Here is a 23,065-nt window from a genome sequence, read left to right as displayed (position 1 = left end):
ACCCCTTCGTGAGGCTGGCGCGCGCCCGGTCAAGCTGCGCGGCGCCGTTGCCGGCCTGGGCGCGTCGCCGCTGGCCCGAGTACGGCCGCCGGGAAACGGCTTTTCGGGAGGCTGTGCGGCGTCATTCGGAGGGGCATTTCGCCCCTGTCATCAAATGAGAAATGGCTGACGCCAAATGTGAAGCGGGGTAGGTGGGGGCTCTTTACTGTTATCTCCAACGACTCTCCGGCTACCTGTAAAGCCGGAGCCAACTGCAAAGGTGTCGATGTGGACAAGCTGCAAACCCATGCCACGGTGCTGATCGTTCCCGGTCTGCGCGAACACGTGCCGCAACACTGGCAAACCCTGCTGCAAGCCAAGCTGAGCAAGGTGCGTTCGGTGCCCCCGCTGCAGGCTGACAAGCTCAGCTGCGCGGCCCGGGTCGAGGCCATCCAGCGCGAGCTGGAGCAGATCGACGGGCCGGTGATCCTGGTCGCCCACAGCGCCGGCGTGCTGATGGTGGCGCACTGGGCGGCCCGCTACAGCCGGCCGATCCAGGGCGCCCTGCTGGCCACCCCGCCGGACCTGCAGGCCAGCTGGCCGCAGGGCTATCCGACGCCGGACAGCCTGCGCGCCCATGGCTGGGACCCGCTGCCGAATGGTCGCCTGCCCTTTCCCAGCATCGTCGCGGCGAGCAGCAACGACTACCTGGCCAGCCTGGAAGCCGCCTGCCACCTGGCCGAAGGCTGGGGCAGCCAGCTGGTCAATCTCGGCGCGGTCGGCCACCTCAACCCGGCTTCGGGCTACGGCGAGTGGCCGCGGGCCGAGGAATTCATTCGCGAACTGGATTGTTGAGGCGCGCGGCTCTTGGGAGCCGCGTCGCCCAACGCTGCGAACAGCCGCCGGCTGAGCCGCAGCATGAGAACTCGCACCCTTGCTATACCGGATGTGAGCCGTTGTTAGAGCCACAAACACAACAAGCGGAGACAACGCATGTACAACAATAAGAATCACGCTACTCGGCCCTTGCGGCGCAGCCTGCTGGCCACGGCGATCCTCGCCGCTTCCATGCCGGCCGCCCATGCCGTCGAAGTCGACCTGGGCAGCGAGGACTGGGCCGTACGCTTCGACAACACGGTCAAGTACAACTACGGCGTACGCACCGAGAGTGCCGATAAGCGCATGCTGGCCACGCCGAACAACAACGACGGCGACTACAACTTCCGCAAGGCCGGCACCAATATCACCAACCGCGTCGACCTGCTCACCGAGCTCGACGTGGTCTACCAGAACCGCATGGGTTTCCGCGTCAGCGCCGCGTCCTGGTACGACAAGGCCTACGACAACACCGGCTCCAACTCCAACCCCTTCGTCAACGGCAACGACGCGGCCAGCGGCATGACCACCCAGCACCCGCTGGTCGGCCCCTTTGCCAGCGCCGACGGCCTGGGCAACGGCAATCCGCACCTGAGCCGCTACGCCAAGCGCTACTACAGCGGCCCGTCCGGCGAGATCCTCGACGCCTTCGTGTTCTACAGCACCGAGGTCGGCGAGGAGTCGCTGCTGAGCCTCAAGGCCGGCCAGCACAACGTGTTCTGGGGCGAGACCATTCTCAACCCGGTGCACTCGCTGAGCTACGGCCAGTCCGGCCTGGACCTGGCCAAGCTCGCCGCCTCGCCGGGCACCGAGGCCAAGGAGCTGTTCATGCCGCGCAACCAGCTCTCCACCAGCTTCACCCTGAATTCCGAGTGGACCTTCGGCGCCCAGTACTTCTTCGACTGGGACGCCGCCCGCCTGCCCGAGGCCGGCACCTACTACGGCACCTCCGACCTGCTCGGCGAGGGTGCGCAGTCCTTCCTGCTCGGCCACACCGCCACCCCGCCGGGCTTCCTCGGCCAGGACGCGCTGACCAACGTGCGCCGCGGCGACGACAACACGCCGAACGACAGCGGCGACTGGGGCCTGATGGCCAAGTGGGCGCCGGAGTGGCTCGACGGTACCCTGGGTTTCTACTACCGCCGCACCTCCGACATCCTGCCGCAGGCGGTGCTGGATGCGCGCTCGTTGTCGCTGACCCAGGGTAGCTGCGTGGTGGCGCCGGGCGGCGTGGTCAGCGTGCAGGGCACCGGCGTCTGCCGCCTGGTCGATTCCCTGGCCGGCACCAGCTACAACCTGTCCTACGGCGACGACATCGACATCTACGGCCTGAGCCTGTCCAAGGAGTTCGCCGGGGTCAGCGTCGGCAGCGACCTGAACATCCGCAAGAACATGCCGCTGTCCAGCATCCCGGCCATCGTCAGCGCCACCGGCCCGGGCGGGCTGGCCGCCGGTCTGGGGGCGCTGCCGCCGCGCAGCGCCGGTTCCGGCGTGGTCACCGACCTGCCGGGCGAGGGCGACAGCATGGCCGCCACCGGCGACACCCTGCACTGGACCCTCAACGGCCTGCTGGCCATCGCCGAGACGCCGCTGTTCGACTCCGCGACGCTGCTGGGCGAGCTGTACTACAGCAACCTGCTGTCGCTCGATAGCAAGAACGAGGCGCTGTACAAGGGCAAGGACACCTATCGCGGCATCGACAAGCCGACCCGCGACAACTGGGGCCTGGCGGTCAACTTCACGCCGACCTGGTACCAGGTGTTCCCGGGCGTGGATCTCAGCGCGCCGATGTCGATCAACGTCGGCCTCGACGGCGTCTCGCCGGTGGTCGCCGGCGGCGCCGAGGACACCGGCAACTACGCGGTGGGCGTGAGCGCGGCCATCTACAACCAGTACTACGTCGACCTCAAGTACGTCGATTCCTTCGGCGATTCGGCCAAGTGCGAGGACGGCGCGACCGATGGCGCGACCCCCAACGCCCTGGACGGTACCGAGCGTTACACCTGCTACGCCGGCGGCTATGCCTCCTTCTCCGGCGGTGGGGCCACCGGCGAAGACCGGGGTGCGCTCTATCTGACTTTCAAGACCACCTTCTGATCTATGAATTGCCCAGCTTACGAGCAGGAGTACACCCAATGAAATTCGTGAAAACCCTACTGGCTGCCTCCCTGGCACTGGTCGTTGCGCAGGCCCAGGCCGCGGTATCCGCCGACGAGGCCGCCAAGCTCGGCCAGAGCCTGACCCTGGTCGGTGCCGAAAAGGCCGGCAACGCCGACGGCTCCATCCCGGCTTTCGAGGGCGGCCTGAGCACCGCCCCGGCAGGCTTCAAGAATGGCGACACCGTGCGCCCCGATCCCTTCGCCGGCGAACAGCCGCTGCTGGTGATCGACGGCAAGAACGCCGATCAGTACAAGGACCAGCTGACCGCCGTGACCTACGAACTGGCCAAGCGCTACCCGAGCTTCCGCGCCGAGGTCTACCCCAGCCACCGTACCGCGACCATGCCCCAGGCGCTGCTGGACAACACGCTGAAGAACGCTACCGGGGCCAAGTCGCTGGAAGGCGGCAACGCCATCGAGAACGTGCTGCCGGGCATTCCCTTCCCGATTCCGCAGTCCGGCGCCGAGGCCATGTGGAACCACCTGCTGCGCTTCCAGGGCGCCGGTTACACCACCAAGTACGACTCCTGGAACGTCGATGCCGCCGGCGTCGCCACCCTGGCTACCACCGGCACCGCGTTCAACGCCTTCCCCATCTATGAAGACGCGAACAAGGTGATCGACGCCAAGGACACCTACTTCCAGACCAAGCTGTACTACAGCGGCCCGGCCCGCCGCGCCGGCGAGTCGCTGATGCTCAAGGACGCCGCCAACCCGCTGGAGCAACCGCGCCGCGCCTGGCAGTACCTGCCGGGCGTACGCCGGGTCAAGCTGGCACCGAACCTGGCCTACGACACGCCGAACCCGGGTACCGCCGGCTCCGGCACCTACGACGACATCTATGTGTTCAACGGTGCGCTGGATCGCTACGACTGGAAGCTGGTCGGCAAGCAGGAAATGTTCGTGCCCTACAACACCTACAAGCTCACCTATATCAAGGACCCCAAGCAGCTGACCACGCCCAATCACCTGGCGCCGGAGTTCGTGCGCTGGGAGAAGCATCGCGTGTGGGTGGTCGAGGGCACGCTGAAGGCCGGCGCTCGCCACATCTATGCCAAACGCCGCTTCTACCTCGACGAGGACAGCTGGAACGCCCTGGCCTCCGACCAGTACGACGCCGGCGGTCAGCTGTACCGCGGCTCCTTCAGCTTCCTGACCCAGAGCTACGACGTCGCTACGCCCAACACCGCGCCCCACGTCATCTATGACCTGGTCGGCGGCAGCTACAACATCAACGGCGTGGTCGGCCCGTACGGCGGCATCAAGTACATCGAGCCCCTGTCCAAGGCCCAGTGGTCGCCCGAGGCGCTGGCCGGCGCCGGTATCCGCTGAGGGTCGCCGACCGGGCAGTGCCCGGCCGGCGCTGAGCGCCCGCGGTCGGCGACGACTGCGGGCTGGTTTTTCCGGCCCTGCTAGCCGCTGCGGTGCAGCCAGGCGGGGCCTTCTTTCTCACGAGGAACGCGCTATGCGTGCAATCCGACGCTACCTGCAGTTGGCGCTGGGCGCCTGGCTGGCGCTGCAGAGCAGTGCCTGGGCCAGCGACTACGTCGACGTGCTGGACCTGCCGGCCAAGCCCAGTGCGCTGGCCGTGCACAGCCCGCTGCTGGACGTCGCCCGCGCCGGCGACCGACTGGTGACGGTCGGCCAGCGTGGCCACATTCTCTATTCCGACGACGACGGCCAGCACTGGCAGCAGGCCCAGGTGCCGGTCAGCGTCGATCTCAATGCCGTGCATTTCGCCAGCCCGAGCCTGGGCTGGGCGGCGGGCAACGACGGCGTGATCCTGCACAGCGCCGACGGCGGCCTGACCTGGCGCAAGCAGCTCGATGGCCGGCAGATCGGTGCCCTGGTGCACGACCACTACAGCACCCTGGCCGCCGCCGAGCCCGAGAACGAAGAGTGGGCTGCACTGGCGGCCGAAGGCGAGCGTCTGATCGAGCAGGGGGCCGACAAGCCCTTTCTCGACCTCTGGTTCGCCGACGCCCGCAACGGCTTCGCCGTGGGCGTGTTCAACCTGATTCTCGCCACCCGCGACGGCGGCCAGACCTGGCTGCCGCTGCAGGATCGCAGCGACAACCCCATGGGCCTGCATCTGACCGCCCTGGGCTACACCGGCGATGCGCTGTACCTGGTCGGCGAGCAGGGCCTGCTGCGCCGCTGGGACGCCGCCGGCCAGCGCTTCGTCGCCCTGGACAGCCCCTACGAGGGCACCTACTTCGGCGTCATCGGCAAGCCCGGCGAGGTGCTGGTCTATGGCCTGCGCGGCCACGTGTTCCGCAGTCGCGACGCTGGCCAGAACTGGCGCGAGCTCGACAGCGGACTGCAGGTCAGCATCACCGCCGCCGCCCGCGACCGCGCCGGGCGCTACCAGCTGTTCACCCAGGCCGGGCACCGTCTGCAGGTCGAGGAGGGCCGCGAGCTGCGCCTGATCCCGCAGCAGAGCCAGTCGCCGGTGGCCGGCGCCGCGCTGTCCGCCCAGCACGATCTGGTGCTGGTGGGCAGCCGCGGCGTACGCAGCCTGTCCGGCGAATAACCCCCCACATCCGAGCGAGTACCCTGTCATGGGCAATATCAAGCAAGACACCATGCCGGTGATCCGCGATGTTCGCGATTTCGACACGAACACTGGCAACCTGCTGGAACGCATGGTGTTCAACCATCGCGTGCCGTTCATCCTGCTCATGGCGCTGGTCACCCTGGTGCTGGGCTACATGGCGGTGACCCGCCTGGAGCTGCGGCCCAGCTTCGAGAAGATGATTCCGCAGAGCCAGCCCTACATCCAGAACTTCCTGGAGAACCGCGCCTCGCTGCGCGGCCTGGGCAACTCGGTGCGGGTGGTGGTGGAGAACAGCGAAGGCGACATCTTCGACCCCGAATACCTGGAGACGCTCAAGCAGGTCGGCGACAAGCTGTTCCTCACCCCGGGCGTCGACCGCGCCTGGATGAAATCGCTGTGGAGCCCGGCGGTGCGCTGGACCGAGGTCACCGAGGAAGGCTTCCAGGGCGGCCCGGTGATGCCCGACAACTACGCCGGCAAGCCCGAGGACATCGAGCAGCTGCGGCAGAACATTGTCCGCGCCGGCATAGTCGGCAGCCTGGTGGCCAACGACTTCAAGTCGAGCATGATCGTGGTGCCGCTGCTCGACCGCGACACCGCCACCGGCCAGGGCATCGACTACCACCAGTTCTCCAAGGTGCTCGAGGAGCAGCTGCGCGACCAGATCGAGTTCGCCGGCGACAGCGCCGCGCGCCAGGCCGGCGAGGAGGGCAGCGGCAAGTACAAGGTCCGCGTGATCGGCTTCGCCAAGCTGGTGGGCGACCTGATCGACGGCCTGATCCAGGTGATGCTGTTCTTCGCCCTGGCGGTGGCCAGCGCGCTGCTCATCATCCTGCTCTACACCCGCTGCATCCGCAGCACCCTGCTGGTGATCCTGTCCTCGCTGGTGGCGGTGGTCTGGCTGCTGGGCATCATCGCCTGGCTGGGCTATGCCATCGACCCCTACACCGTGCTGGTGCCCTTCCTGGTGTTCGCCATCGGCGTGTCGCATGCCTCGCAGAAGATGAACGGCATCATGCAGGACATCGCCCGCGGCACCCACAAGCTGGTGGCGGCGCGCTACACCTTCCGCCGCCTGTTCGTCGCCGGGGTCGCCGCGCTGCTCTCCGATGCGGTGGGCTTCGCCGTGCTGATGCTGATCGACATCCCGGTGATCCAAGACCTGGCGATCACCGCCAGCATCGGCGTGGCCGTGCTGATCTTCAGCGCGCTGCTGCTGATGCCGGTGGCACTGTCCTACGTCGGCGTCGGCGAGAAGGCCGCCGCGCGGGCCCTGCGCATCGATACCCGCGCCTCCCAGCACCGCGGCTTCGGCCGCCTGTGGGACCTGCTCGACCGTTTCACCAGCCGCAAGTGGGCCACCGGCGCGGTGCTGGTAGCGGCCCTGCTGGGCATCGGCGGCTTTATGGTCAGCCAGCAACTGAAGATCGGCGACCTCGACAGCGGCGCCCCGGAGCTGCACCAGGACTCGCGCTACAACCGCGACAACGCCTACATCACCAGCCACTACGCGCTGTCCAGCGACCTGTTCGCGGTGATGATCAAGACCGCGCCGGAAGGCTGCCTGAACTACCAGACCCTGGTCCTGGCCGACCGCCTGGCCTGGGAGCTGCAGCAGCACCCGTCGGTGCAGACCACGGTGTCGCTGGTCAATGCGGTGCGCCAGATCACCGCCGGCAGCTTCGAGGGCAACCCCAAGCTGGCCAGCGTCCAGCGCAACCAGGACATGCTCAACTACGCGGCGCAGCAGGCCTCGGTCAACGCCCCGGAGCTGTTCAACACCGACTGCTCGCTGATGCCGGTGATCGCCTTCCTCAAGGATCACAAGGCCGAGACCCTGGACGAGGTGGTGGCCATCGCCGACCAGTTCGCCCGCGACAACAGCACGCCCGAGCGCCAGTTCCTGCTCGCCGCGGGCAGCGCCGGCATCGAGGCGGCGACCAACATCGTGGTGCGCGAGGCCAACCGCACCATGCTGCTGTACGTCTACCTGGCGGTGGCGCTGTTCTGCCTGTTCACCTTCCGCAGCTGGCGCGCGACCCTGGTGGCGCTGCTGCCGCTGATGCTCACCTCGATCCTCTGCGAGGCGCTGATGGTGGCCATGGGCATAGGGGTGAAAGTGGCGACCCTGCCGGTGATCGCCCTCGGCGTGGGCATCGGCGTGGACTACGCGCTGTACCTGCTCAGCGTGCAGCTGCATTACCAGCGCCAGGGCATGTCGCTGGCCGATGCCTACCAGAACGCCGTGGCCTTCACCGGCCGGGTGGTGGGGCTGGTCGGCATCACCCTGGCTGCCGGGGTGATTACCTGGGCCTGGTCGCCGATCAAGTTCCAGGCCGACATGGGCATCCTGCTGGCCTTCATGTTCCTGTGGAACATGCTGGGCGCGTTGATTCTGATCCCGGCGCTGTCGCACTTTTTGCTCTCGGGCAAGGGCGTGGCGCAGCCCGTCGCGCAGCCCGAGCCCAGCGCCAGCGGAGCCTAGCGATGGGCGGCGCAGCCTGGTGGCCAGGGCTGCGCCCACGCGGAGTCGCAGGCTAGGCGCGGAGTTGCCCGCGATGCTTGCGGCTGAAGTCGCTCCTGCAGCGGTCGGGGGGCGCATCGACAGTTCGCCTGCACGGAGCTTTTTCGTGGCAGGCGGGGGTGGGCGGCTTGCGCCAATATCTGCAGCCTGGCCCTGGCCGGGGGATCCGCTTACCCCTGCGTCGCTCGCGTCGTTCCTGTCCCGGTACCTGTCGGCGGCTGTCTCAGCGACATGCTGCTTCCTCCTTTTATGCAACCTGCAATGAGAGCGAGGGCAGGGTGGCTGCACGTCGCTGTGGCGGGGGCCGGCTGCCACAGGTTTCTGACATTTCCCAATGGTGCGCAGCTCTTTCGGCGTCGCCGCGGTCGTGCTGTATGGTCGGATGGTATGGCAGCGCTGGCGGGCGGGGTTTACGGTGGCGGGCAGGACATAATAAAGTACTTTGCATGCAAAGTTATCAGGGGTGTTCTGCACAAGGTTATGAGCGCAGCGGTGCGGCTTGCTAAAGTTGCAGGCCGCGCAGGCTTGAGCCAATAACAGTGAAAACAACAACGAATGAAAAAGCATCTGAATGATCAGCTGTACGAAATCATCGCCTCGAGCATCAAGAAGGGCAGGCTGAAGAAGGGCACGCTGCTGCTCGAGGGGCCCCTGGCCGAACTGTTTGGCGTCAGTCGTTCGCCCGTGCGGCAGGCGTTGCTGAGCCTGCATCAGGGTGGCCTGATCTGTACGTTCGAGGGGCGTGGCTATCTGGTCGGCAAGGAGCCGGGCGCAGTGCTCAAGCGCAAGCTCGACAGCAGCGATTTCAAGCTCAGCGAAGGTAGCACGACGACCCCCAGGAAGACGGAAACCTGGAAGTCGGTCTACGACCGTATCGAGCGCGATCTGCTGCATCAATCGCTGTTCGGCAGCTACCGCATCAACGAGCTGGAGTTGTCGCGCCACTACTCGATCAGTCGCACGGTCTCCAGCCAGGTGCTGACGCGCTTGTCGCTGATGGGGCTGGTGGAGCGGGACGAGCGTTCGCGCTGGCAGCTGACCCAGTGGGACGAGGCGCGGCTGGGCGAACTCTACGAGGTGCGTCGCCGTCTCGAACCCTACGTGCTGATGCGCGCCGCCGAGTTTCTCCGGCAGGAGCAACTGGAGGGCTACATTGATCGCCTGCACCAGGCGATGAGCGCCTATCCGAACATGGACAGTCGCCAGTTCGACGATCTGGAAAGCGACCTGCACATCGAAACTCTCGGCTGCTGCCCCAACCGGCAGATGTTGCAGATCCTGCGGCGTACCCACTCGTTGCTGCTGTCGGGTAAGCACATCCTGCTGGACAAGAGCTACTTCCCCGATGAAGAACCCTTCTTCCGTGAGCACCTGAGCATCTTCGAGAATCTGCACGCCGGGCGGGCCGACCTGGCGGCGCGGAGCATGGAGGAGCACCTGGTTACCGCCGAGCGCAAGGTCAAGCAACGCGTGGCGTTCTTCCGCGAGCACAACCGCATCGCGGCCGTGCCCTACCTGGAGTTGCAGGACTGAGGGGCGGTCAGGTGATCGCACCCACCTGCCACGGCACGAACTCGTTGTCACCGTAGTTGTACAGCTCGCTCTTGGACGGCTCGCCCGAGGCGATCTCGATGAGGATGTCGAAGATCTTCTGCCCGGCTTCGGCGATGCTCAGTTCGCCGTCGACGATACCGCCGCAGTTGATGTCCATGTCCTCTTCGAGCTTGCGGAACATCTCGGTGTTGGTGGCCAGCTTGATGCACGGCGCGGGTTTGAAGCCGGATACCGAACCGCGCCCGGTGGTGAAGCAGATCATGTTGGCGCCGGAGGCCACCTGGCCGGTCACCGACACCGGATCGTAGCCGGGGCTGTCCATGAACACGAAGCCGCGCTCGGTGATCGGCTCGCCCCACTCGTACACGCCGTTGAGCGAACTGGTGCCACCCTTGGCCGCCGCGCCGAGGGATTTTTCCAGGATGGTGGTCAGGCCGCCGGCCTTGTTGCCCGGCGAGGGGTTGTTGTTCAGCTCGGCACCGTTGATGCGCGTGTATTCCTCCCACCAGGTCAGGCGGTCGAGCAGCTTCTGGCCGACTTCATGGCTGATCGCACGGGCAATCAGCAAGTGCTCGGCGCCGTAGATTTCTGGCGTTTCGCTGAGGATTGCGGTGCCGCCGTGCTGCGCCAGCAGGTCTGCTGCGTAGCCCAGCGCTGGATTGGCGGTGATACCGGAATAACCGTCGGAGCCGCCGCACTGCATGCCGACCATGATGTGCTCGACACTCTCCGACGTGCGTTCCAGGCGGCCGATGGCGTCAAGCATCTCAGTCACCTGCTCGATGGCGCGGGCGATGCTGGCGCGGGTACCGCCGGCATTCTGGATGTTGAAGACGCGGAAGTTCGGGCCTTCGCTGATGTTGTAGCGCTTCATCAGCGAGCTGATCTGGTTGGTCTCACAACCCAGGCCGATGACCAGCGCACCCGCGATATTCGGGTTGCAGGCGTAGCCCCAGATGCTGCGTTCGAGGAACTTGAAGCCTTCCGATTCGGTATTGATCGCACAGCCGCTGCCATGGGTCAGCGCCACCACGCCGTCGATGTTGTAGCGCTTGAGCAACTCCGAGCCGTTGAAGTGCGCGGCGACTGCGCGCGACACGGTTGCCGAGCAGTTCACCGTGGACAGGATGCCGATGTAATTGCGCGTGCCGACGCGGCCATCCGGGCGGCGGTAGCCCATGAAGCGGCGACGCTGCTCCGGCGGCAGTACCGGGGTGCGAGCGATGGGGGGCGGCAGCGTGCTGTTGGTGTGGCTTTCCGGCATCGACACGTTGTGGGTATGTACGTGGGCGCCGGCGGCGATGGCCTGGCTGGCCAGGCCGATGACCTGACCGTACTTGAGCACGGCTTCGCCGGCGGCGATGGCGCGGCGGGCAATCTTGTGCCCGGCGGGGATGTCGTCCTGGGCCTCCAGGCCAAGGCTCTCGACACGACTGCCGCGAGCCAGGGCGCGGCGTGCGACGGCCACGGAATCTTGATCGCTGAGGATAACCACGGTCGGGCTATTGGTGATGAGTTGCATGGCGCGTTCTCGTTGTTGTTGTGATCGTCTGGCCAAGATACTGACAAAAATGAACATTGCACGCAATAATTTACGGTGTTAGTGTCATTGCCACACAGCTGCTCGGCAGCCACAAAAACAACAATGTGAGGCCTTCCTGATGGACCGTTGCCATCTCTCGGGGCACGTCGGCAATCAGCCGTTTCCCTGTCCGGTTTTCCCCGCCTTCCGTCGCTGGGGCGCGCGTCATGCATAAGCTCATCGAGGGTTACTTCACCCTGCTCAAGGTGCTCGGAATCATCTGCCTGATCACCATGGTGGTGCTGGTATTCGGCAACGTCGTGCTGCGCTACGCCTTTAACGACAGCATCCTGGTGTCCGAGGAAGTCTCGCGCTGGGCCTTCGTCTGGCTGACTTTTCTGGGCGCGGTGATCCTGCTGCGCGACCGTGGCCACATGGGTGTCGACCTGGCCCTGCGAGCCCTGCCGCGTTGGGGTGAGAGAGGCTGCCTGATCCTTTCGCAGCTGCTGATGCTGGCCTGTTCGGGGTTGTTCTTCTGGGGCAGCTGGCAGCAGGTGCAGATCAACTGGAGCATGCCGTCACCGGTCACCGGCTGGTCGATGGGCCTGTTCTACGGCACGGGCGTGTTCTTCGGCTTGTCGGCCTGCGCCATTCACATCTACGAGATCGCGCGGTTGGCCATGGGCGGTGAAATCCATCGTCCGGAAATCGCCACCGAGATTCATCAGTAATACGCCCGCTGGCCTGCACCTGCCACGGGCGGTGCGCTCCACATAACAAGAACGGAGTGATGAGATGATCATCATCGCGATTTTCGTATTTTCCCTGCTGGGCGCCATGGCGATTGGCGTACCGATTTCCTATGCGCTGATCCTCTGTGCACTGGCCATGATGTATCACCTGGACCTGTTCGATGCGCAGATCGTCGCCCAGGGGCTGGTCAACGGAGCGGACAGCTTTCCGCTGATGGCCGTGCCCTTCTTCATGCTGGCCGGCGAGCTGATGAACGCCGGCGGCCTGTCCAAACGCATCGTCAACATGGCTGTGGCGCTGGTCGGGCACATCAAGGGTGGCCTCGGTTACGTGACTATCCTGGCGGCCTGTGTGCTGGCCAGCCTCTCGGGTTCGGCTGCCGCCGATGCGGCTGCGCTGGCCGCGCTGCTGGTGCCGATGATGGTCAAGGTCGGACATGACCGCGCCACTTCGGCCGGCCTGGTAGCCGCTTCGGGGATCATCGCACCGGTGTTGCCGCCGTCCATCGGCCTGATCCTGTTCGGCGTGGCCGCCAACGTCTCGATCACCAAGCTGTTCCTGGCCGGTATCGCGCCGGGTCTGATGATGGGGCTGTCGCTGTGCGTCGCCTGGTACCTGGTCTCGAATCGCGAAACCCTGATCACCCGCCCGCGCGCGCCGCTGAAGGAGATCCTCAAGGCCTTCTATGAAGGCGTATGGGCGCTGCTGCTGCCGGTGATCATTCTGGTCGGGCTGCGTGCCGGCATCTTCACCCCGACCGAGGCCGGCGTGGTGGCGGCTGTGTATGCGCTGTTCGTATCGCTGGCGATCTATCGCGAGCTGACCTGGAAGAGCATGTATCAGGTGCTGCTGTCCTCGGTGCTGACCACCTCGATGGTGATGTTCCTGGTGGCCTCGGCGATGGTCGCGGCCTGGATGATCACGGTCGCCGACCTGCCGAGCTCGGTGGTCGAGGTGCTGGAGCCGCTGATGGACAGCCCGCGCCTGCTGATGCTGCTGATCGTGGCGATCATCGTGGTGATCGGCATGGCCATGGACATGTCGCCGATCATCCTGATCCTGGCGCCGGTGATGATGCCAGTTGCGGTCGAGGCGGGCATCGATCCGGTGTACTTCGGCGTGATCTTCGTCATGACCTGCGCCATCGGCCTCATCACCCCGCCAGTCGGCCTGGTGCTGAACGTGGTGGCCGGCGTTTCCAAGATCGACTTCCTGGCCACGGCGCGCGGCGTGTTGCCGTTCCTGCTGGCAGAGCTGGTGATCATCGGCCTGCTGCTGCTGTTCCCGCAGCTACTGCTGGTCCCTGCGCAGTGGCTGTACTGATCGACAACGTCGCATTCGCCGTGTTCTGACGGCGAATGCGGAGCGGGCTGTTTCGCCCATTTCCCCGCCATTGCTGGCGGTAATAACAACAAGAGGAAACCTTATGAAATTCATCCCCAACGCCCTCGCCGCACTGCTCTGCTCTTCGGCCCTGCTGTTGTCTGCCGCCAGTCAGGCTGCAGAGGAGATCAACCGTCACAACTTCAAGGTCGCCTTTGTCATGGCCAAGGATCACCCGCACGGGCTGGGGGCGAACAAGTTCGCCGAGATCCTCAAGGAAAAGAGCGACGGCAAGATGAAGGTGATGGTGTTTGCCAGCGGCACCCTGGGTGGCGATGCGCAGGTGATTTCCTCGGTGCAGGGCGGTACCGTCGACATGACCCTGGTGACCCCCGGCCTGCTCACGGGCATCGAGAAGAGCTTCGGTCTGTACGGTATGCCGTTCCTCTTCAAGAACTCTGCCGAAGTCGACGCGGTACTCGACAGCCCGGTCGGGCAGAGCCTGCTGACCAAGCTGGAGCCGCATGGCCTGGTCGGCCTGGGCTACTGGGATCACGGTTTCCGCCATGTCACCAACAGCAGGCGTCCGGTGCAGACAGTGGAAGACATCAAGGGCCTGAAGCTGCGCCTGATGCAGATTCCCTCCGCCATCGAGTCGTTCAGGGCCTTGGGCGCCAACGTGGTGCCGCTGCCGTACACCGAGCTGTACACGGCGATGGAAACCCGCACCGTCGACGGCCAGGAAAACCCGCTGGCGGCCATCGAGACCTCGAAGTTCTATGAAGTGCAGAAGTACCTGTCGCTGACCGGCCACTTCTACGACCCGCTGGTCGTAATCTTCAGCAAGCGTACCTGGGACAAGCTCAACGAAACCGAGCGTGAGCTGGTTCGCAGCGCGTCGCTGGAAGCCCAGGCTTACGAGCGCAAGGTATCCCGCGACATGGCGGTGAGCTCCCTTGAAGCACTGGCCAAGCATGGTATGCAGATCAACGAAGTCGCCCCGGCAGAAATCGAGCGCATGCGTGAAGTGGTGCGTCCGACCGTCGAGAAGCTGGTGGCCGAATATGGCCCAGAGCTGATGGCGGAAATGAATGCCGAGATCGCCAAGGTTCGCGAAGCCCAGTAATCCCTCCCCGCAGTTGGCCGTCGCACAAGTGGCGGCCGCTGCATTCGCACGCAAGGTGGAATTCTCATGACAGCTATCACTGTCGGCTTCATCGGCCTGGGGCTGATGGGCCACGCCATGGCCGCCAATATCCAGAAGCAGGGCTTCACCCTCGGGGTGATGGCGCACCGCAACCGCCAGCCGGTCGAGGATCTGGTGAGCAAGGGCGCCCGCGAATACGCCACTGCCGCCGAGCTGACTCGCGCTGTCGACATGGTGTTGCTATGCCTGCCGGGTACGGCGCAGGTCAGCCAGATCCTGGTGGGCGAGACCGGTATTCTTGCCGGCCTGCGTCCGGGACAGATCGTCGTCGACTGCAGCACCGGTGACCCGAATCGCACCGCCGAGCTGGCAGCGCAGGTGGTGGCGCACGGCGGTCATTACCTCGATACGCCAGTCAATCGCACGCCCAAGGATGCCTTGGCCGGGCGCCTCAACGTGCTCGCCGGCGGTGATGCCGAGGTGCTCGACAAGGTGCGTCCGGTGCTCGAATGCTTCTCCGAGACCATCCATCACCTCGGCCCGTTGGGCTCGGGCCACAAGGCCAAGGTAATCCACAACTTCATCTCTCAGGGCAACGCCACCATCCTCGCCGAGGCATTCTGCACGGCGGCGAAGAATGGCATCGACCTGGCCGCATTCGCCGAGATCTGCAGCATGAGCGGCGGCTACAGCCGCACCTTCGAGCGGATCATCCCCTACGTCCTGCACGGTGACGACTCCGGGCAGCAGTTCGCCCTGGCCAACTGTGAGAAGGACATGCGCTATTACACCGAGCTGACCAAGCTGACGCCTACCACCGGCATTGTCTCCGATGCGGTGTACCAGACTTTCATGCTGGCCAAGGTGCTCGGTCATGGCGACAAGTACGTCCCCCGTCTGTTCGACGTGTTGGGCGAAATCAATGGTGTGCGGGTCAGCGCCCGTCAGGAGGACAAGGCATGAAACTGCTGCGCTACGGCCCACCGGGCCAGGAAAAACCGGCACTGGTTGCCGCCGATGGCAGCCTGCGCGACCTGTCGGTGCATGTGCCCGATATCAGTCCGTGGGTGCTCGATCCCAAGGCGCTCGACGAACTGCGCGCGCTCGATCCAGCCAGCCTGCCGAAGGTCGAGGACGGCGTGCGCATCGGTACGCCTATCGCCAATATCGGCAAGCTGATCTGCGTCGGGCTGAACTACGCCGACCACGCCAAGGAATCCAACCTGCCGGTGCCCAGTGAGCCGGTGCTGTTCATGAAGGCTACCAGCGCCATCTGTGGCCCCAACGACACCGTGATCATTCCGCGTGGCTCGGAAAAGACCGACTGGGAAGTGGAGCTGGGCATCGTCATCGGGCGCAAGGCGCAGTACGTCGAGCGTGAGCAGGCGCTGGAGCATGTCGCCGGCTACTGCATCGTCAACGACGTGTCCGAGCGTGCCTATCAGCTCGAAAGGGGCGGCACATGGGACAAGGGCAAAAGCTGCGACACCTTCGCGCCCATCGGCCCCTGGTTGGTGACGCCTGACGAAATCGCCGACCTGCGCAATCTCGATATGCACCTGAGTGTGAACGGCGAGACCCGGCAGAACGGCAACACCCGCACGATGATCTTCTCCATCGACGAGATCGTCAGCTACATCAGCCAGTTCATGACGCTCAACCCGGGTGACGTGATCTGCACCGGCACGCCTCCGGGCGTGGGCGCGGGCATGCAGCCGCCGCAGTTCCTCAAGCCCGGCGACCGCATGTGCTTGAGCATCAGTGGCCTGGGTGAGCAGCGCCAGAACGTGGTGGCCTGGCAGCGTTGAACATTGGGCGGCATCTGTCGCCCTGTACCTGAACGAGATGAGGTTTGAATATGAAACGACGCCTGTATCCAGGGCGCGATTTTCGCCGTGCGCAGAGTATTGACGAGTTGCGCGAGATGGCTCGTCGCCGGTTGCCGAACTTTTCCTTCGAGTATGTCGAGGGCGGCGCCGACGATGAGGTGACGCTCAGGCGTAACCGCAGCGTATTCGAGGGCATCACCCTGCAGCCGCGCACACTGGTCGATGTTGGCCAGCGCGATCTGGGGTGTCATTTCTTCGAGCGTCCATCAAGCATGCCTTGTTTGATCGGCCCGACTGGTTTCAACGGCCTGCTGACCGATCGTGGTGATTGGCACCTGGCCCAGGCGGCCACCCGTGCCGGTATTCCCTTCGTGCTGAGCAATGCTTCCACCGTCGCCATCGAAGAGATCGCTGCCATCGACGGGGTGCGTGCCTGGATGCAAATTTACCTGTACCGCACCCGTCAGCACGTTGCCGATCTGGTGGCGCGATGCAAAGCGCTGGAACTGGAGGCCATAGTGGTCACCACCGACAGTGCGATCCTCGGCAATCGTGAGTGGGACCGGCGCAATTACAGCCGGCCGCTTAAGCTCGACCTGCGCAATACCTTGGACGTTGCGGCCCATCCTGGCTGGGTCTGGGATGTGCTGGTACCCCATGGCGTGCCGCGCTTCAAGAACCTGGGCAATCTGTTGAAGCCAGGGCAGGACTCGGTGAAAGGCGCGGCCAGTGCCATCGGCCAGGAGCTGGACGCCACCCTGAGCTGGCAGGACATCGCCTGGTTGCGCGACCTGTGGCCCGGAAAGCTCATTATCAAGGGTCTGATGCATCCGGACGATGCGCCCCAGGCACTCAAGTACGGCGTCGATGGCGTGGTGCTGTCCAATCACGGCGGTCGCCAGCTCGATGGCGCAGTGTCGGCCATGGAGGTGCTGCCCGGTATCGTACGGCAGCTCAAGGGGCGCGTTAGCGTGTTCCTAGATGGTGGTTTCCGTCGTGGCACGGACATTCTCAAGGCCCGTCTGTTGGGCGCCGATGGGGTGTTCCTGGGGCGTGCGGGTCTGTATGGCCTGGCCGCGGGCAAAGGCCCGGGGGCCAGCCACGCGATCGAGATCCTGCGTAGCGAGATGGATCGTTCCCTGGGGCTGTTGGGCTGCAGCAGCCTGGAGGAGCTGACACCCGATCTGATCCACGATCCCGTCTGGCGCGGCTTGGCCGAAGCCATTCGTCGCTAGTTTTCCAACTGCCTCGCACCCACCCACGAATCTGCAGGTGCGAGGCAGTTTTTTATGACCTGCCATCCTTGGTAGCCACCCTTTCGGGGGCGTCGCACACTACGTTGAAAATGGCTCCCGGCTTTTTTATTCCACTGACCTTCATGTTTTCGTAGCCCGGATGCAATCCGGGGCAAACCATCGCCCGACAAGCCACTCCCGGAGTGCATCCGGCTACGCATTAGGTGTCGATGCGCCGATCAAGCTTGCGTAGGAACGGTCGGACGGAGAACCGAATTCGCGGATAAATCCGCTGCTACAGGGGGCACAAGTCCATAAAAAACGCCGCGACCCGGCAAGGGCATCGCGGCGTTTGTTTAACCGATCAGAGCAATCAGAGCGGCCAATCGCTGCCGGCCTCGCTGGCTGCACCGCGCAGCGCTGCCAGCACATCGTCCGGCAACTCCAGCCCTTGCTCGAAGGCTTTGGCGCGGCGCGCGATGCCGGTGTGGCCCGGCATGCGCACCGGGTTTTGTGCCACCCGCGGACGACTTTCAAGGCATGCACCGACGAAGTGATCCATCTCTGCTTTCAGTTCATCGACGCCACCGAAGAACGCTGGGTCGAAGGTCAGCACGGTCACCGCAGCGCCCCATTGCTTGACCCCGTCCTTGCGCCCGAAACCGCCCAAACCGGCAGTCAGCGCCTCGACCATGGTGCCGAGGGCGAAGCCCTTGTGGCCGAACTCCAGGCTGCCCAGTGGCAAGATCGCGCCCGGCGGCGTGCTGAAGTAGGCCGCTGTGTCGCGGGTCGGCTGGCCGTCCTGGCCGATCAGCGCGGCATGCTCGAGCTGCCCGCCGGCCTGGTGGGTCTTGTTCACCAGGCCATTGGTGATGGTCGACATGCTGACGTCGATGAGAATCGGCTTCTCGCCGGTGGGAATGCCGATGCCCAAGGGGTTGGGCGTGTACACCGGGTCGAGGCCGCCATGCGGTGCCACCGAGGCCACGGCCGGGTCGGAAGTGAGTACCAGCGGAATCAGGTTCTGCTCGGTGTAGCGCTGCAGGTAGGCCGCCAGGCAGGCGATATGGTGCGAGCGACGGATGGTCGCCACACCGATACCGAAGGTGCGGGCGGCTTGGGCGGTGAAGTCCAGTGCTTGCTCGACGCAGTAGGGGCCGAGCAGGTAGTCAGCGTCGTAGAGCCGCGCTGCCGGCGTCTGGCGCATGATCTGCAGGCTGTCGGCGTTACCTTTGGCCTGGCCGCTGCGCAAATCCTTGAGGTAGCCCTGGGCCAGTTTCACACCGTGGGTGTGATGACCGAGCAGGTCACCTTCGACCAGTACACGGCTGACCACGCTAGCGACCTCGGGGCTGACGTCAGCGCCGAGAAAGAGTTGCTGGATGAAATGTTCCAGTTGTTCAGGGGCGATGCGGCTCATTCGATAGCTTCCTTGGACGAGGGCAGGGCACGTGGGTAGCGCATGCGCCAGTACTTGGCGAGCAACGGGAACAGGGCCACCAGCAGTACGAGCGAGGCCAGGCCGATGCTGATCGGGCGCTCGACGAAGGCCAGCAGATTGCCGTTGGCCTTGATCATCGAGGTCATGAAATTGCTTTCCAGAATATTGCCCAGCACCAGACCCAGGATCGCCGGGGCGATGGGGAAGTCGGCGCTGGCGATCAGGTAGGCGACCACGCCGCAGATCAACATGATCCACACGTCGGTGATGCTGTTGTTGATGGCGAAGGCGCCGACGATGCAGAAGCACAGGATGATCGGCATCAGCACGCGGGTTGGCGTGACGGCAAAGACGTGGGCGCTGCGAATCGCCAGGTAGCCAATGGGGATCAGGATCAGGTTGGCTACGAAGAAGGCGGTGAACAGACCGTAGGCCATGGCGCTGTTGTCCATGAAGATGGTCGGGCCGGGGTTCATGCCCTTCATGTACAGCACGCCAATCACGATGGCGGTGATCGAGTCGCCGGGAATGCCGAACACCAGAGCCGGTACCCAGGCACCCGCTACCGCAGCGTTGTTCGCCGAGCCGGCGTCGACCAGACCCTCGATATGACCTTTGCCATAGGCTTCGGGCGTCTTCGAGCGTTTCTTGCTGACGGCGTAGCAGATCCAGGCGGCGATGTCCGCGCCGGCACCCGGCAGTGCGCCGATGAAGGCGCCCAGGCTGCTGCCGCGGAGCACGTTCTTCCAGTAGCGCTTGAGGTGCATCGGCACCAGGCCGAAGACGCTGCCGCTCTGGGGGGCGATGTCCTGGGCCGAGCCGTTGTCATTGGCCTTGTCCCACGGTTGAGCGTAGAGCTTCATGACCTCGTACATGGCGAAGAAGCCGATCATCACCGGAATGAAGTTGATCCCGGCCATCAGGTCCGGCACGTCGAAGGTGAAGCGCGGCGCACCGGTGACCAGGTCCAGGCCGACGGTGGCCAGCAGCAATCCAACCAGCAGTGACAGAAATCCCTTGATCGCCGAACCGGTGGAGATGAACACCGCGCTGCCGAGGCCGAGCACGGCCAGCCAGAAGTATTCGAAGGAGCTGAAGTTCAGCGCAAACTCGGCCAGCGAAGGCGCAATCATCACCAGCACCAGGGTGCCGGTCAGACCGCCGATCACCGAGCAGGTGACGTTTACCCCCAATGCTTCGCGGGCACGACCCATGCGCCCGAGCGCGGCTGAGTCGGCGACGTAGGCCGCTGATGCCGGTGTGCCGGGGATGTTCAGGTAGGTGCCGGGGATGTCGCCGGCGAAGATCGCCATGGCCGCAGTGGTGATGATCGCGGCGATGGCGGCAGTGGGCTCCATGGCGAAGGTGATGGGCACCAGCAACGCAACGGCCATGGTGGCCGAAAGGCCTGGAATGGCGCCGACGAAAACGCCGAACAGCGCTGCAATGATGATCACAAACAGCGTCTGAAAATTGAAAACGAGCAAGATGCCGTCGAGTAGTTCGTTCATGCGTGTTTCCTCAGAAACCCAGAGGGCCGACGGGCAAAGGGACCTTGAGCAGGTGGCCGAAGGACAGGCTGATCACCGCCGTGGCCAGCGCAGCGATGACGATGGCGGGCAGTACGCGAACACCGCGTTGCACAAGCAGCACCAGCATGATCAGCAGCATCATCGTGGCCGCGCCCAGCACGTCGCTGAGGTAGATGTAGGCCACCACCAGGATGCCCGGCAGAATCACAGCGAAGCTGGGCAGGGGCAGGCGGGGTGTGCTTTGGTCCGGCCCACTGGCGCGCAGCTGGCGCAGGGCGCTGATGCTCAGCAGTAGACCGCCTACGGTCATGCCGATGGCAATCAGGGAAGGAAACAGGTCGGCCCCGTACTGCATGCCCGGTACGGCGGGGAACTCACGCGCGAGCAGCCATACGGTGATGCCAAGGGCGATGAAAATGATGCCGAACAGAAGGTCTTTCATGGTGCGTTCTCGAACCGCTGGAACAAAAGCATGCGACGCCCCGGCGGGGCGTCGCATCGGATGAAGTCACTTCTTCATGCCGATCTTTTCGATGATGCCGCCCATGTACGCATTGTTGTCGACCAGGAATTTCTTGAAGTCCTCGCCCTTGTGCCATTCGACACCGAAACCCTGGCGCTTCATGAAGTCCTGGTAGAACTCGCTGTTGTAGGCCTTCTCCAGGGCGTCCTCGAGTTTGGCCACCACGGCCGGGTCCATGCCTTTGGGGCCGGCGACACCGCGCCACTCACCCAGCGAGTAGTCGCTGCCGATGCTCTCCTTGATCGTCGGGATATCCGGGAAGGCCGGGTTGCGCTCGGGGGAGAGAATCGCCAGGCCCTTGGCCTTGCCGGCTTCGATCATCGAGCGGGCTTCGGGTACCGAGGACGGGACGAGTTCGATGCTGCCAGCGGCCAGTTCGACCATGGCCGGAGCGGCGCCCTGGCTGGGAATCCAGGTGACCTTGTTGGGCTCGATGCCGCGATCCATCAGCAGGCCGGCGAAGGCCACATGCCAGATGCCGCCCAGGCCGGTACCGGAAGCCTTGAAGGTACCCTTCGGCTTGTCGGCGATGTCCTTCAGGAGCTCTTCGACGTTGCTGTACGGCGCATCGGCGCTGACCTGTACGCCCGGGTAGTCGTAGTTGGTCATGGCCAGGGGCGTGAAGTCCTCGTGGGTGATCTTGGTCAGCCCCTGCCAGTGCATCATGTTCAGTTCACCGGTCACGAAGCCCAGGGTGTAGCCGTCGGGTTTGGCGCTGGCCATCACTGTGTGGCCCACCACGCTGCCACCGCCGGGACGGTTGACCACGTTGATGGTGACGCCCAACTCTTTCTCCAGCGCCGTGGCGATACCGCGTGCGGCAGAGTCGCTGCCGCCACCGGCGGCCCACGGCACGATTAGCTGGATGGGTTTGTTCGGGTATTCGGCCATGGCTGCCACTGGGGCGCCCAGAAGGGAAAAGCCGAGGGCGAGGCTGAGCGGGCGCAGCAGAGTGCTTAGCTTGATCATGAAAGGTCACCTATTGAAGTTATTTTGAGTGAGGTGCAGCTAGGTTCCGCTTGAACGAGTCGGCCAGGCAGATGGCACGGCGTGGAATCAAAGCCAGGCCGAAACTAGGCAACTCTGGGGGAGGTGTCTAATGAGGCTTTCTCATCGAATCATAACTAGGGGTTATTCGCTGATGATTCGTCGCGAATGGCTGCCCGCAACGCCTCTATGAAGTCGCGGACTGCAGAGGATATGGGCTCGTCCTTGCGCAGCAGCACACCGTAGGCGAGCGGCGGCGGGGCCAGGTTTGTCTGTACCTGTTTCAGGCTGCCGTCGAGCAGGTTCTGCCGCACCACGGCTTCCGGCAGCAGGGCCAGGGTGTCGCTGTTGCACAGCAGTTTCAGCGTGGTTTGCACGGAGGTGGTTTCGATGCTGTTCGCTGGCGGGTTGACCTCGGCGTCGCTGAACGACTGCTCCAGCGATTGGCGCAGCGGGGTGTTGAGCGGGTAGAGGACCCAGGGCCATTCGGTCAGTTGCGCCGGGCTGACGCGTTGCCGCGCGCAGAGCGGGTGTTCGGGGCGGGCGATGAGCATGAAGGGTTCTTCGGCCAGCGCGGTGAAATCGAAGCGCTGGCGCTGCGGATGATCGGTGAAGCGCCCGACCACCAGGTCCAGCTGCTTGTGCTCCAGCAACTTGAGCAGATGGTCACTGGTGTCCTCCAGCAGTTCGATGGTCAGCAGCGGGCGCCTGCCTTTCAGGCGCAACAGGGTTTCAGGCAGGGCGTGGGCAGTGGCGGCGAAGATGGCGCCCACCTTGAGGTAGCCATGGCCGCCCTGGCGCAGGCTTTCCAGACGATAGCTGAAGGTCTGGCAATCATTCAGGGCGCGCTGTGCATAGGCGATCACTTCCGCGCCCAGCTCGGTTGCCGGCAGTTCGCGGTTGAGACGTTCGAACAGGGTGAAGCCGAACTGGTTCTCGATGTCGCGCAGCATCTTGCTCACCGCAGGCTGGCTCAGCCCCAGCTGCTGGGCGCTACTGTGCATGTTGCCGGTGCGGGCCAGGCTGTCGATCAAGGCCAGGTGGCGATAGCGCAGCCAGTTGTGAAGCGTCGGGAGATTGCCGGTTTGGCTCATGACAGATGTGCTCAGGAAGACTCGATAACC

18 protein-coding genes are annotated in these 23,065 nt (G+C 64.5%); 12 read left to right on the top strand and 6 right to left on the bottom strand.

Annotation, left to right across the window (positions count from 1 at the left end):
* Positions 1-267: 267 nt before the first annotated feature.
* The 6 genes from ACIGKL_RS18120 to ACIGKL_RS18095 all read left to right on the top strand — a co-directional run bounded on the left by ACIGKL_RS18120 (position 268) and on the right by ACIGKL_RS18095 (position 9,628).
* Positions 268-834: an RBBP9/YdeN family alpha/beta hydrolase gene (locus ACIGKL_RS18120; RefSeq protein ID WP_397487850.1), complete on the top strand. Its 567-nt coding sequence runs from the start codon at positions 268-270 to the stop codon at positions 832-834.
* A 138-nt stretch (positions 835-972) separates the two neighbouring features.
* The gene (locus tag ACIGKL_RS18115) at positions 973-2,952 is read left to right on the top strand and encodes a DUF1302 domain-containing protein (RefSeq protein ID WP_397487849.1); all 1,980 of its coding nucleotides are present in this window, start codon (positions 973-975) and stop codon (positions 2,950-2,952) included.
* 38 nt (positions 2,953-2,990) lie between these two features.
* On the top strand, positions 2,991-4,346 hold the full coding sequence (locus ACIGKL_RS18110) for a DUF1329 domain-containing protein (RefSeq protein WP_397487848.1): 1,356 nt from the start codon (positions 2,991-2,993) through the stop codon (positions 4,344-4,346).
* A 133-nt stretch (positions 4,347-4,479) separates the two neighbouring features.
* Positions 4,480-5,547: a WD40/YVTN/BNR-like repeat-containing protein gene (locus ACIGKL_RS18105; protein WP_397487847.1), complete on the top strand. Its 1,068-nt coding sequence runs from the start codon at positions 4,480-4,482 to the stop codon at positions 5,545-5,547.
* A gap of 28 nt (positions 5,548-5,575) precedes the next feature.
* Positions 5,576-8,056 carry an RND family transporter gene (locus ACIGKL_RS18100; RefSeq protein ID WP_397487846.1) on the top strand — a complete coding sequence of 827 codons (2,481 nt, stop codon included), beginning with the start codon at positions 5,576-5,578 and terminating at the stop codon, positions 8,054-8,056.
* Between the two features lie 594 nt (positions 8,057-8,650).
* Positions 8,651-9,628, top strand: coding sequence for a GntR family transcriptional regulator (locus tag ACIGKL_RS18095; protein ID WP_397487845.1), 978 nt, complete (start codon positions 8,651-8,653; stop codon positions 9,626-9,628).
* 7 nt (positions 9,629-9,635) lie between these two features.
* On the opposite strand, the gene ACIGKL_RS18090 is transcribed toward ACIGKL_RS18095, so the two are convergent.
* Positions 9,636-11,171, bottom strand: coding sequence for a UxaA family hydrolase (locus tag ACIGKL_RS18090; RefSeq protein ID WP_397487844.1), 1,536 nt, complete (start codon positions 11,169-11,171; stop codon positions 9,636-9,638).
* A 227-nt stretch (positions 11,172-11,398) separates the two neighbouring features.
* On the opposite strand from ACIGKL_RS18090, the gene ACIGKL_RS18085 reads away from it, so the two are divergent.
* The 6 genes from ACIGKL_RS18085 to ACIGKL_RS18060 all read left to right on the top strand — a co-directional run bounded on the left by ACIGKL_RS18085 (position 11,399) and on the right by ACIGKL_RS18060 (position 17,458).
* Entirely contained in the window at positions 11,399-11,902 is a 504-nt protein-coding gene (locus ACIGKL_RS18085; protein WP_397487843.1) for a TRAP transporter small permease, read from the top strand.
* A 67-nt stretch (positions 11,903-11,969) separates the two neighbouring features.
* Complete coding sequence (locus ACIGKL_RS18080; RefSeq protein WP_026041926.1) at positions 11,970-13,247, top strand: TRAP transporter large permease subunit; 1,278 nt, start codon at positions 11,970-11,972, stop codon at positions 13,245-13,247.
* Between the two features lie 103 nt (positions 13,248-13,350).
* Positions 13,351-14,373, top strand: a complete 1,023-nt coding sequence (locus tag ACIGKL_RS18075) for a TRAP transporter substrate-binding protein (RefSeq protein ID WP_397487842.1) — start codon at positions 13,351-13,353, stop codon at positions 14,371-14,373.
* 66 nt (positions 14,374-14,439) lie between these two features.
* Entirely contained in the window at positions 14,440-15,357 is a 918-nt protein-coding gene (locus ACIGKL_RS18070; RefSeq protein ID WP_397487841.1) for an NAD(P)-dependent oxidoreductase, read from the top strand.
* The gene (locus ACIGKL_RS18065) at positions 15,354-16,202 is read left to right on the top strand and encodes a fumarylacetoacetate hydrolase family protein (protein WP_397487840.1); all 849 of its coding nucleotides are present in this window, start codon (positions 15,354-15,356) and stop codon (positions 16,200-16,202) included. Before ACIGKL_RS18070 ends, ACIGKL_RS18065 begins: the two co-directional genes overlap by 4 nt.
* Positions 16,203-16,252: 50 nt before the next feature.
* The gene (locus ACIGKL_RS18060; RefSeq protein WP_397487839.1) at positions 16,253-17,458 is read left to right on the top strand and encodes an alpha-hydroxy acid oxidase; all 1,206 of its coding nucleotides are present in this window, start codon (positions 16,253-16,255) and stop codon (positions 17,456-17,458) included.
* Positions 17,459-17,831: 373 nt separating this feature from the next.
* Here the strand turns inward: ACIGKL_RS18060 and ACIGKL_RS18055 are convergent, their stop codons facing one another.
* The 5 genes from ACIGKL_RS18055 to ACIGKL_RS18035 form a co-directional block, all read right to left on the bottom strand.
* Positions 17,832-18,878 (bottom strand): Ldh family oxidoreductase, encoded by a 1,047-nt coding sequence (locus tag ACIGKL_RS18055; protein WP_397487838.1) that lies wholly within the window; start codon positions 18,876-18,878, stop codon positions 17,832-17,834.
* Positions 18,875-20,410 carry a tripartite tricarboxylate transporter permease gene (locus ACIGKL_RS18050; RefSeq protein ID WP_397487837.1) on the bottom strand — a complete coding sequence of 512 codons (1,536 nt, stop codon included), beginning with the start codon at positions 20,408-20,410 and terminating at the stop codon, positions 18,875-18,877. The genes ACIGKL_RS18055 and ACIGKL_RS18050 overlap by 4 nt, the downstream gene beginning before the upstream one ends.
* 10 nt (positions 20,411-20,420) lie before the next feature.
* Positions 20,421-20,873: a tripartite tricarboxylate transporter TctB family protein gene (locus tag ACIGKL_RS18045; protein ID WP_013713421.1), complete on the bottom strand. Its 453-nt coding sequence runs from the start codon at positions 20,871-20,873 to the stop codon at positions 20,421-20,423.
* A gap of 66 nt (positions 20,874-20,939) precedes the next feature.
* On the bottom strand, positions 20,940-21,923 hold the full coding sequence (locus ACIGKL_RS18040; protein WP_013713422.1) for a tripartite tricarboxylate transporter substrate binding protein: 984 nt from the start codon (positions 21,921-21,923) through the stop codon (positions 20,940-20,942).
* 155 nt (positions 21,924-22,078) lie between these two features.
* Positions 22,079-23,035 carry a LysR family transcriptional regulator gene (locus ACIGKL_RS18035; protein ID WP_397487836.1) on the bottom strand — a complete coding sequence of 319 codons (957 nt, stop codon included), beginning with the start codon at positions 23,033-23,035 and terminating at the stop codon, positions 22,079-22,081.
* Positions 23,036-23,065: the final 30 nt, after the last annotated feature.

The sequence above is a fragment of the Pseudomonas sp. NPDC077186 genome (genome assembly GCF_044543505.1).
In the GTDB taxonomy this organism is placed as follows: Bacteria; Pseudomonadota; Gammaproteobacteria; order Pseudomonadales; family Pseudomonadaceae; genus Aquipseudomonas.
The sequence above is the reverse complement of the archived record's forward strand: the minus strand, read 5'-3'. Positions and strand labels throughout refer to the sequence as shown.

Excerpts from the sequence above, each read along its gene's own strand:
- ACIGKL_RS18110 (WP_397487848.1), top strand. The coding sequence starts at position 2,991 with ATGAAATTCGTGAAAACCCTACTGGCTGCCTCCCTGGCACTGGTCGTT.
- ACIGKL_RS18055 (WP_397487838.1), bottom strand. The coding sequence starts at position 18,878 with ATGAGCCGCATCGCCCCTGAACAACTGGAACATTTCATCCAGCAACTC.
- ACIGKL_RS18100 (WP_397487846.1), top strand. The coding sequence starts at position 5,576 with ATGGGCAATATCAAGCAAGACACCATGCCGGTGATCCGCGATGTTCGC.
- ACIGKL_RS18035 (WP_397487836.1), bottom strand. The coding sequence starts at position 23,035 with ATGAGCCAAACCGGCAATCTCCCGACGCTTCACAACTGGCTGCGCTAT.
- ACIGKL_RS18060 (WP_397487839.1), top strand. The coding sequence starts at position 16,253 with ATGAAACGACGCCTGTATCCAGGGCGCGATTTTCGCCGTGCGCAGAGT.
- ACIGKL_RS18050 (WP_397487837.1), bottom strand. The coding sequence starts at position 20,410 with ATGAACGAACTACTCGACGGCATCTTGCTCGTTTTCAATTTTCAGACG.
- ACIGKL_RS18045 (WP_013713421.1), bottom strand. The coding sequence starts at position 20,873 with ATGAAAGACCTTCTGTTCGGCATCATTTTCATCGCCCTTGGCATCACC.
- ACIGKL_RS18095 (WP_397487845.1), top strand. The coding sequence starts at position 8,651 with ATGAAAAAGCATCTGAATGATCAGCTGTACGAAATCATCGCCTCGAGC.
- ACIGKL_RS18115 (WP_397487849.1), top strand. The coding sequence starts at position 973 with ATGTACAACAATAAGAATCACGCTACTCGGCCCTTGCGGCGCAGCCTG.
- ACIGKL_RS18075 (WP_397487842.1), top strand. The coding sequence starts at position 13,351 with ATGAAATTCATCCCCAACGCCCTCGCCGCACTGCTCTGCTCTTCGGCC.
- ACIGKL_RS18040 (WP_013713422.1), bottom strand. The coding sequence starts at position 21,923 with ATGATCAAGCTAAGCACTCTGCTGCGCCCGCTCAGCCTCGCCCTCGGC.
- ACIGKL_RS18085 (WP_397487843.1), top strand. The coding sequence starts at position 11,399 with ATGCATAAGCTCATCGAGGGTTACTTCACCCTGCTCAAGGTGCTCGGA.
- ACIGKL_RS18090 (WP_397487844.1), bottom strand. The coding sequence starts at position 11,171 with ATGCAACTCATCACCAATAGCCCGACCGTGGTTATCCTCAGCGATCAA.
- ACIGKL_RS18105 (WP_397487847.1), top strand. The coding sequence starts at position 4,480 with ATGCGTGCAATCCGACGCTACCTGCAGTTGGCGCTGGGCGCCTGGCTG.
- ACIGKL_RS18065 (WP_397487840.1), top strand. The coding sequence starts at position 15,354 with ATGAAACTGCTGCGCTACGGCCCACCGGGCCAGGAAAAACCGGCACTG.
- ACIGKL_RS18070 (WP_397487841.1), top strand. The coding sequence starts at position 14,440 with ATGACAGCTATCACTGTCGGCTTCATCGGCCTGGGGCTGATGGGCCAC.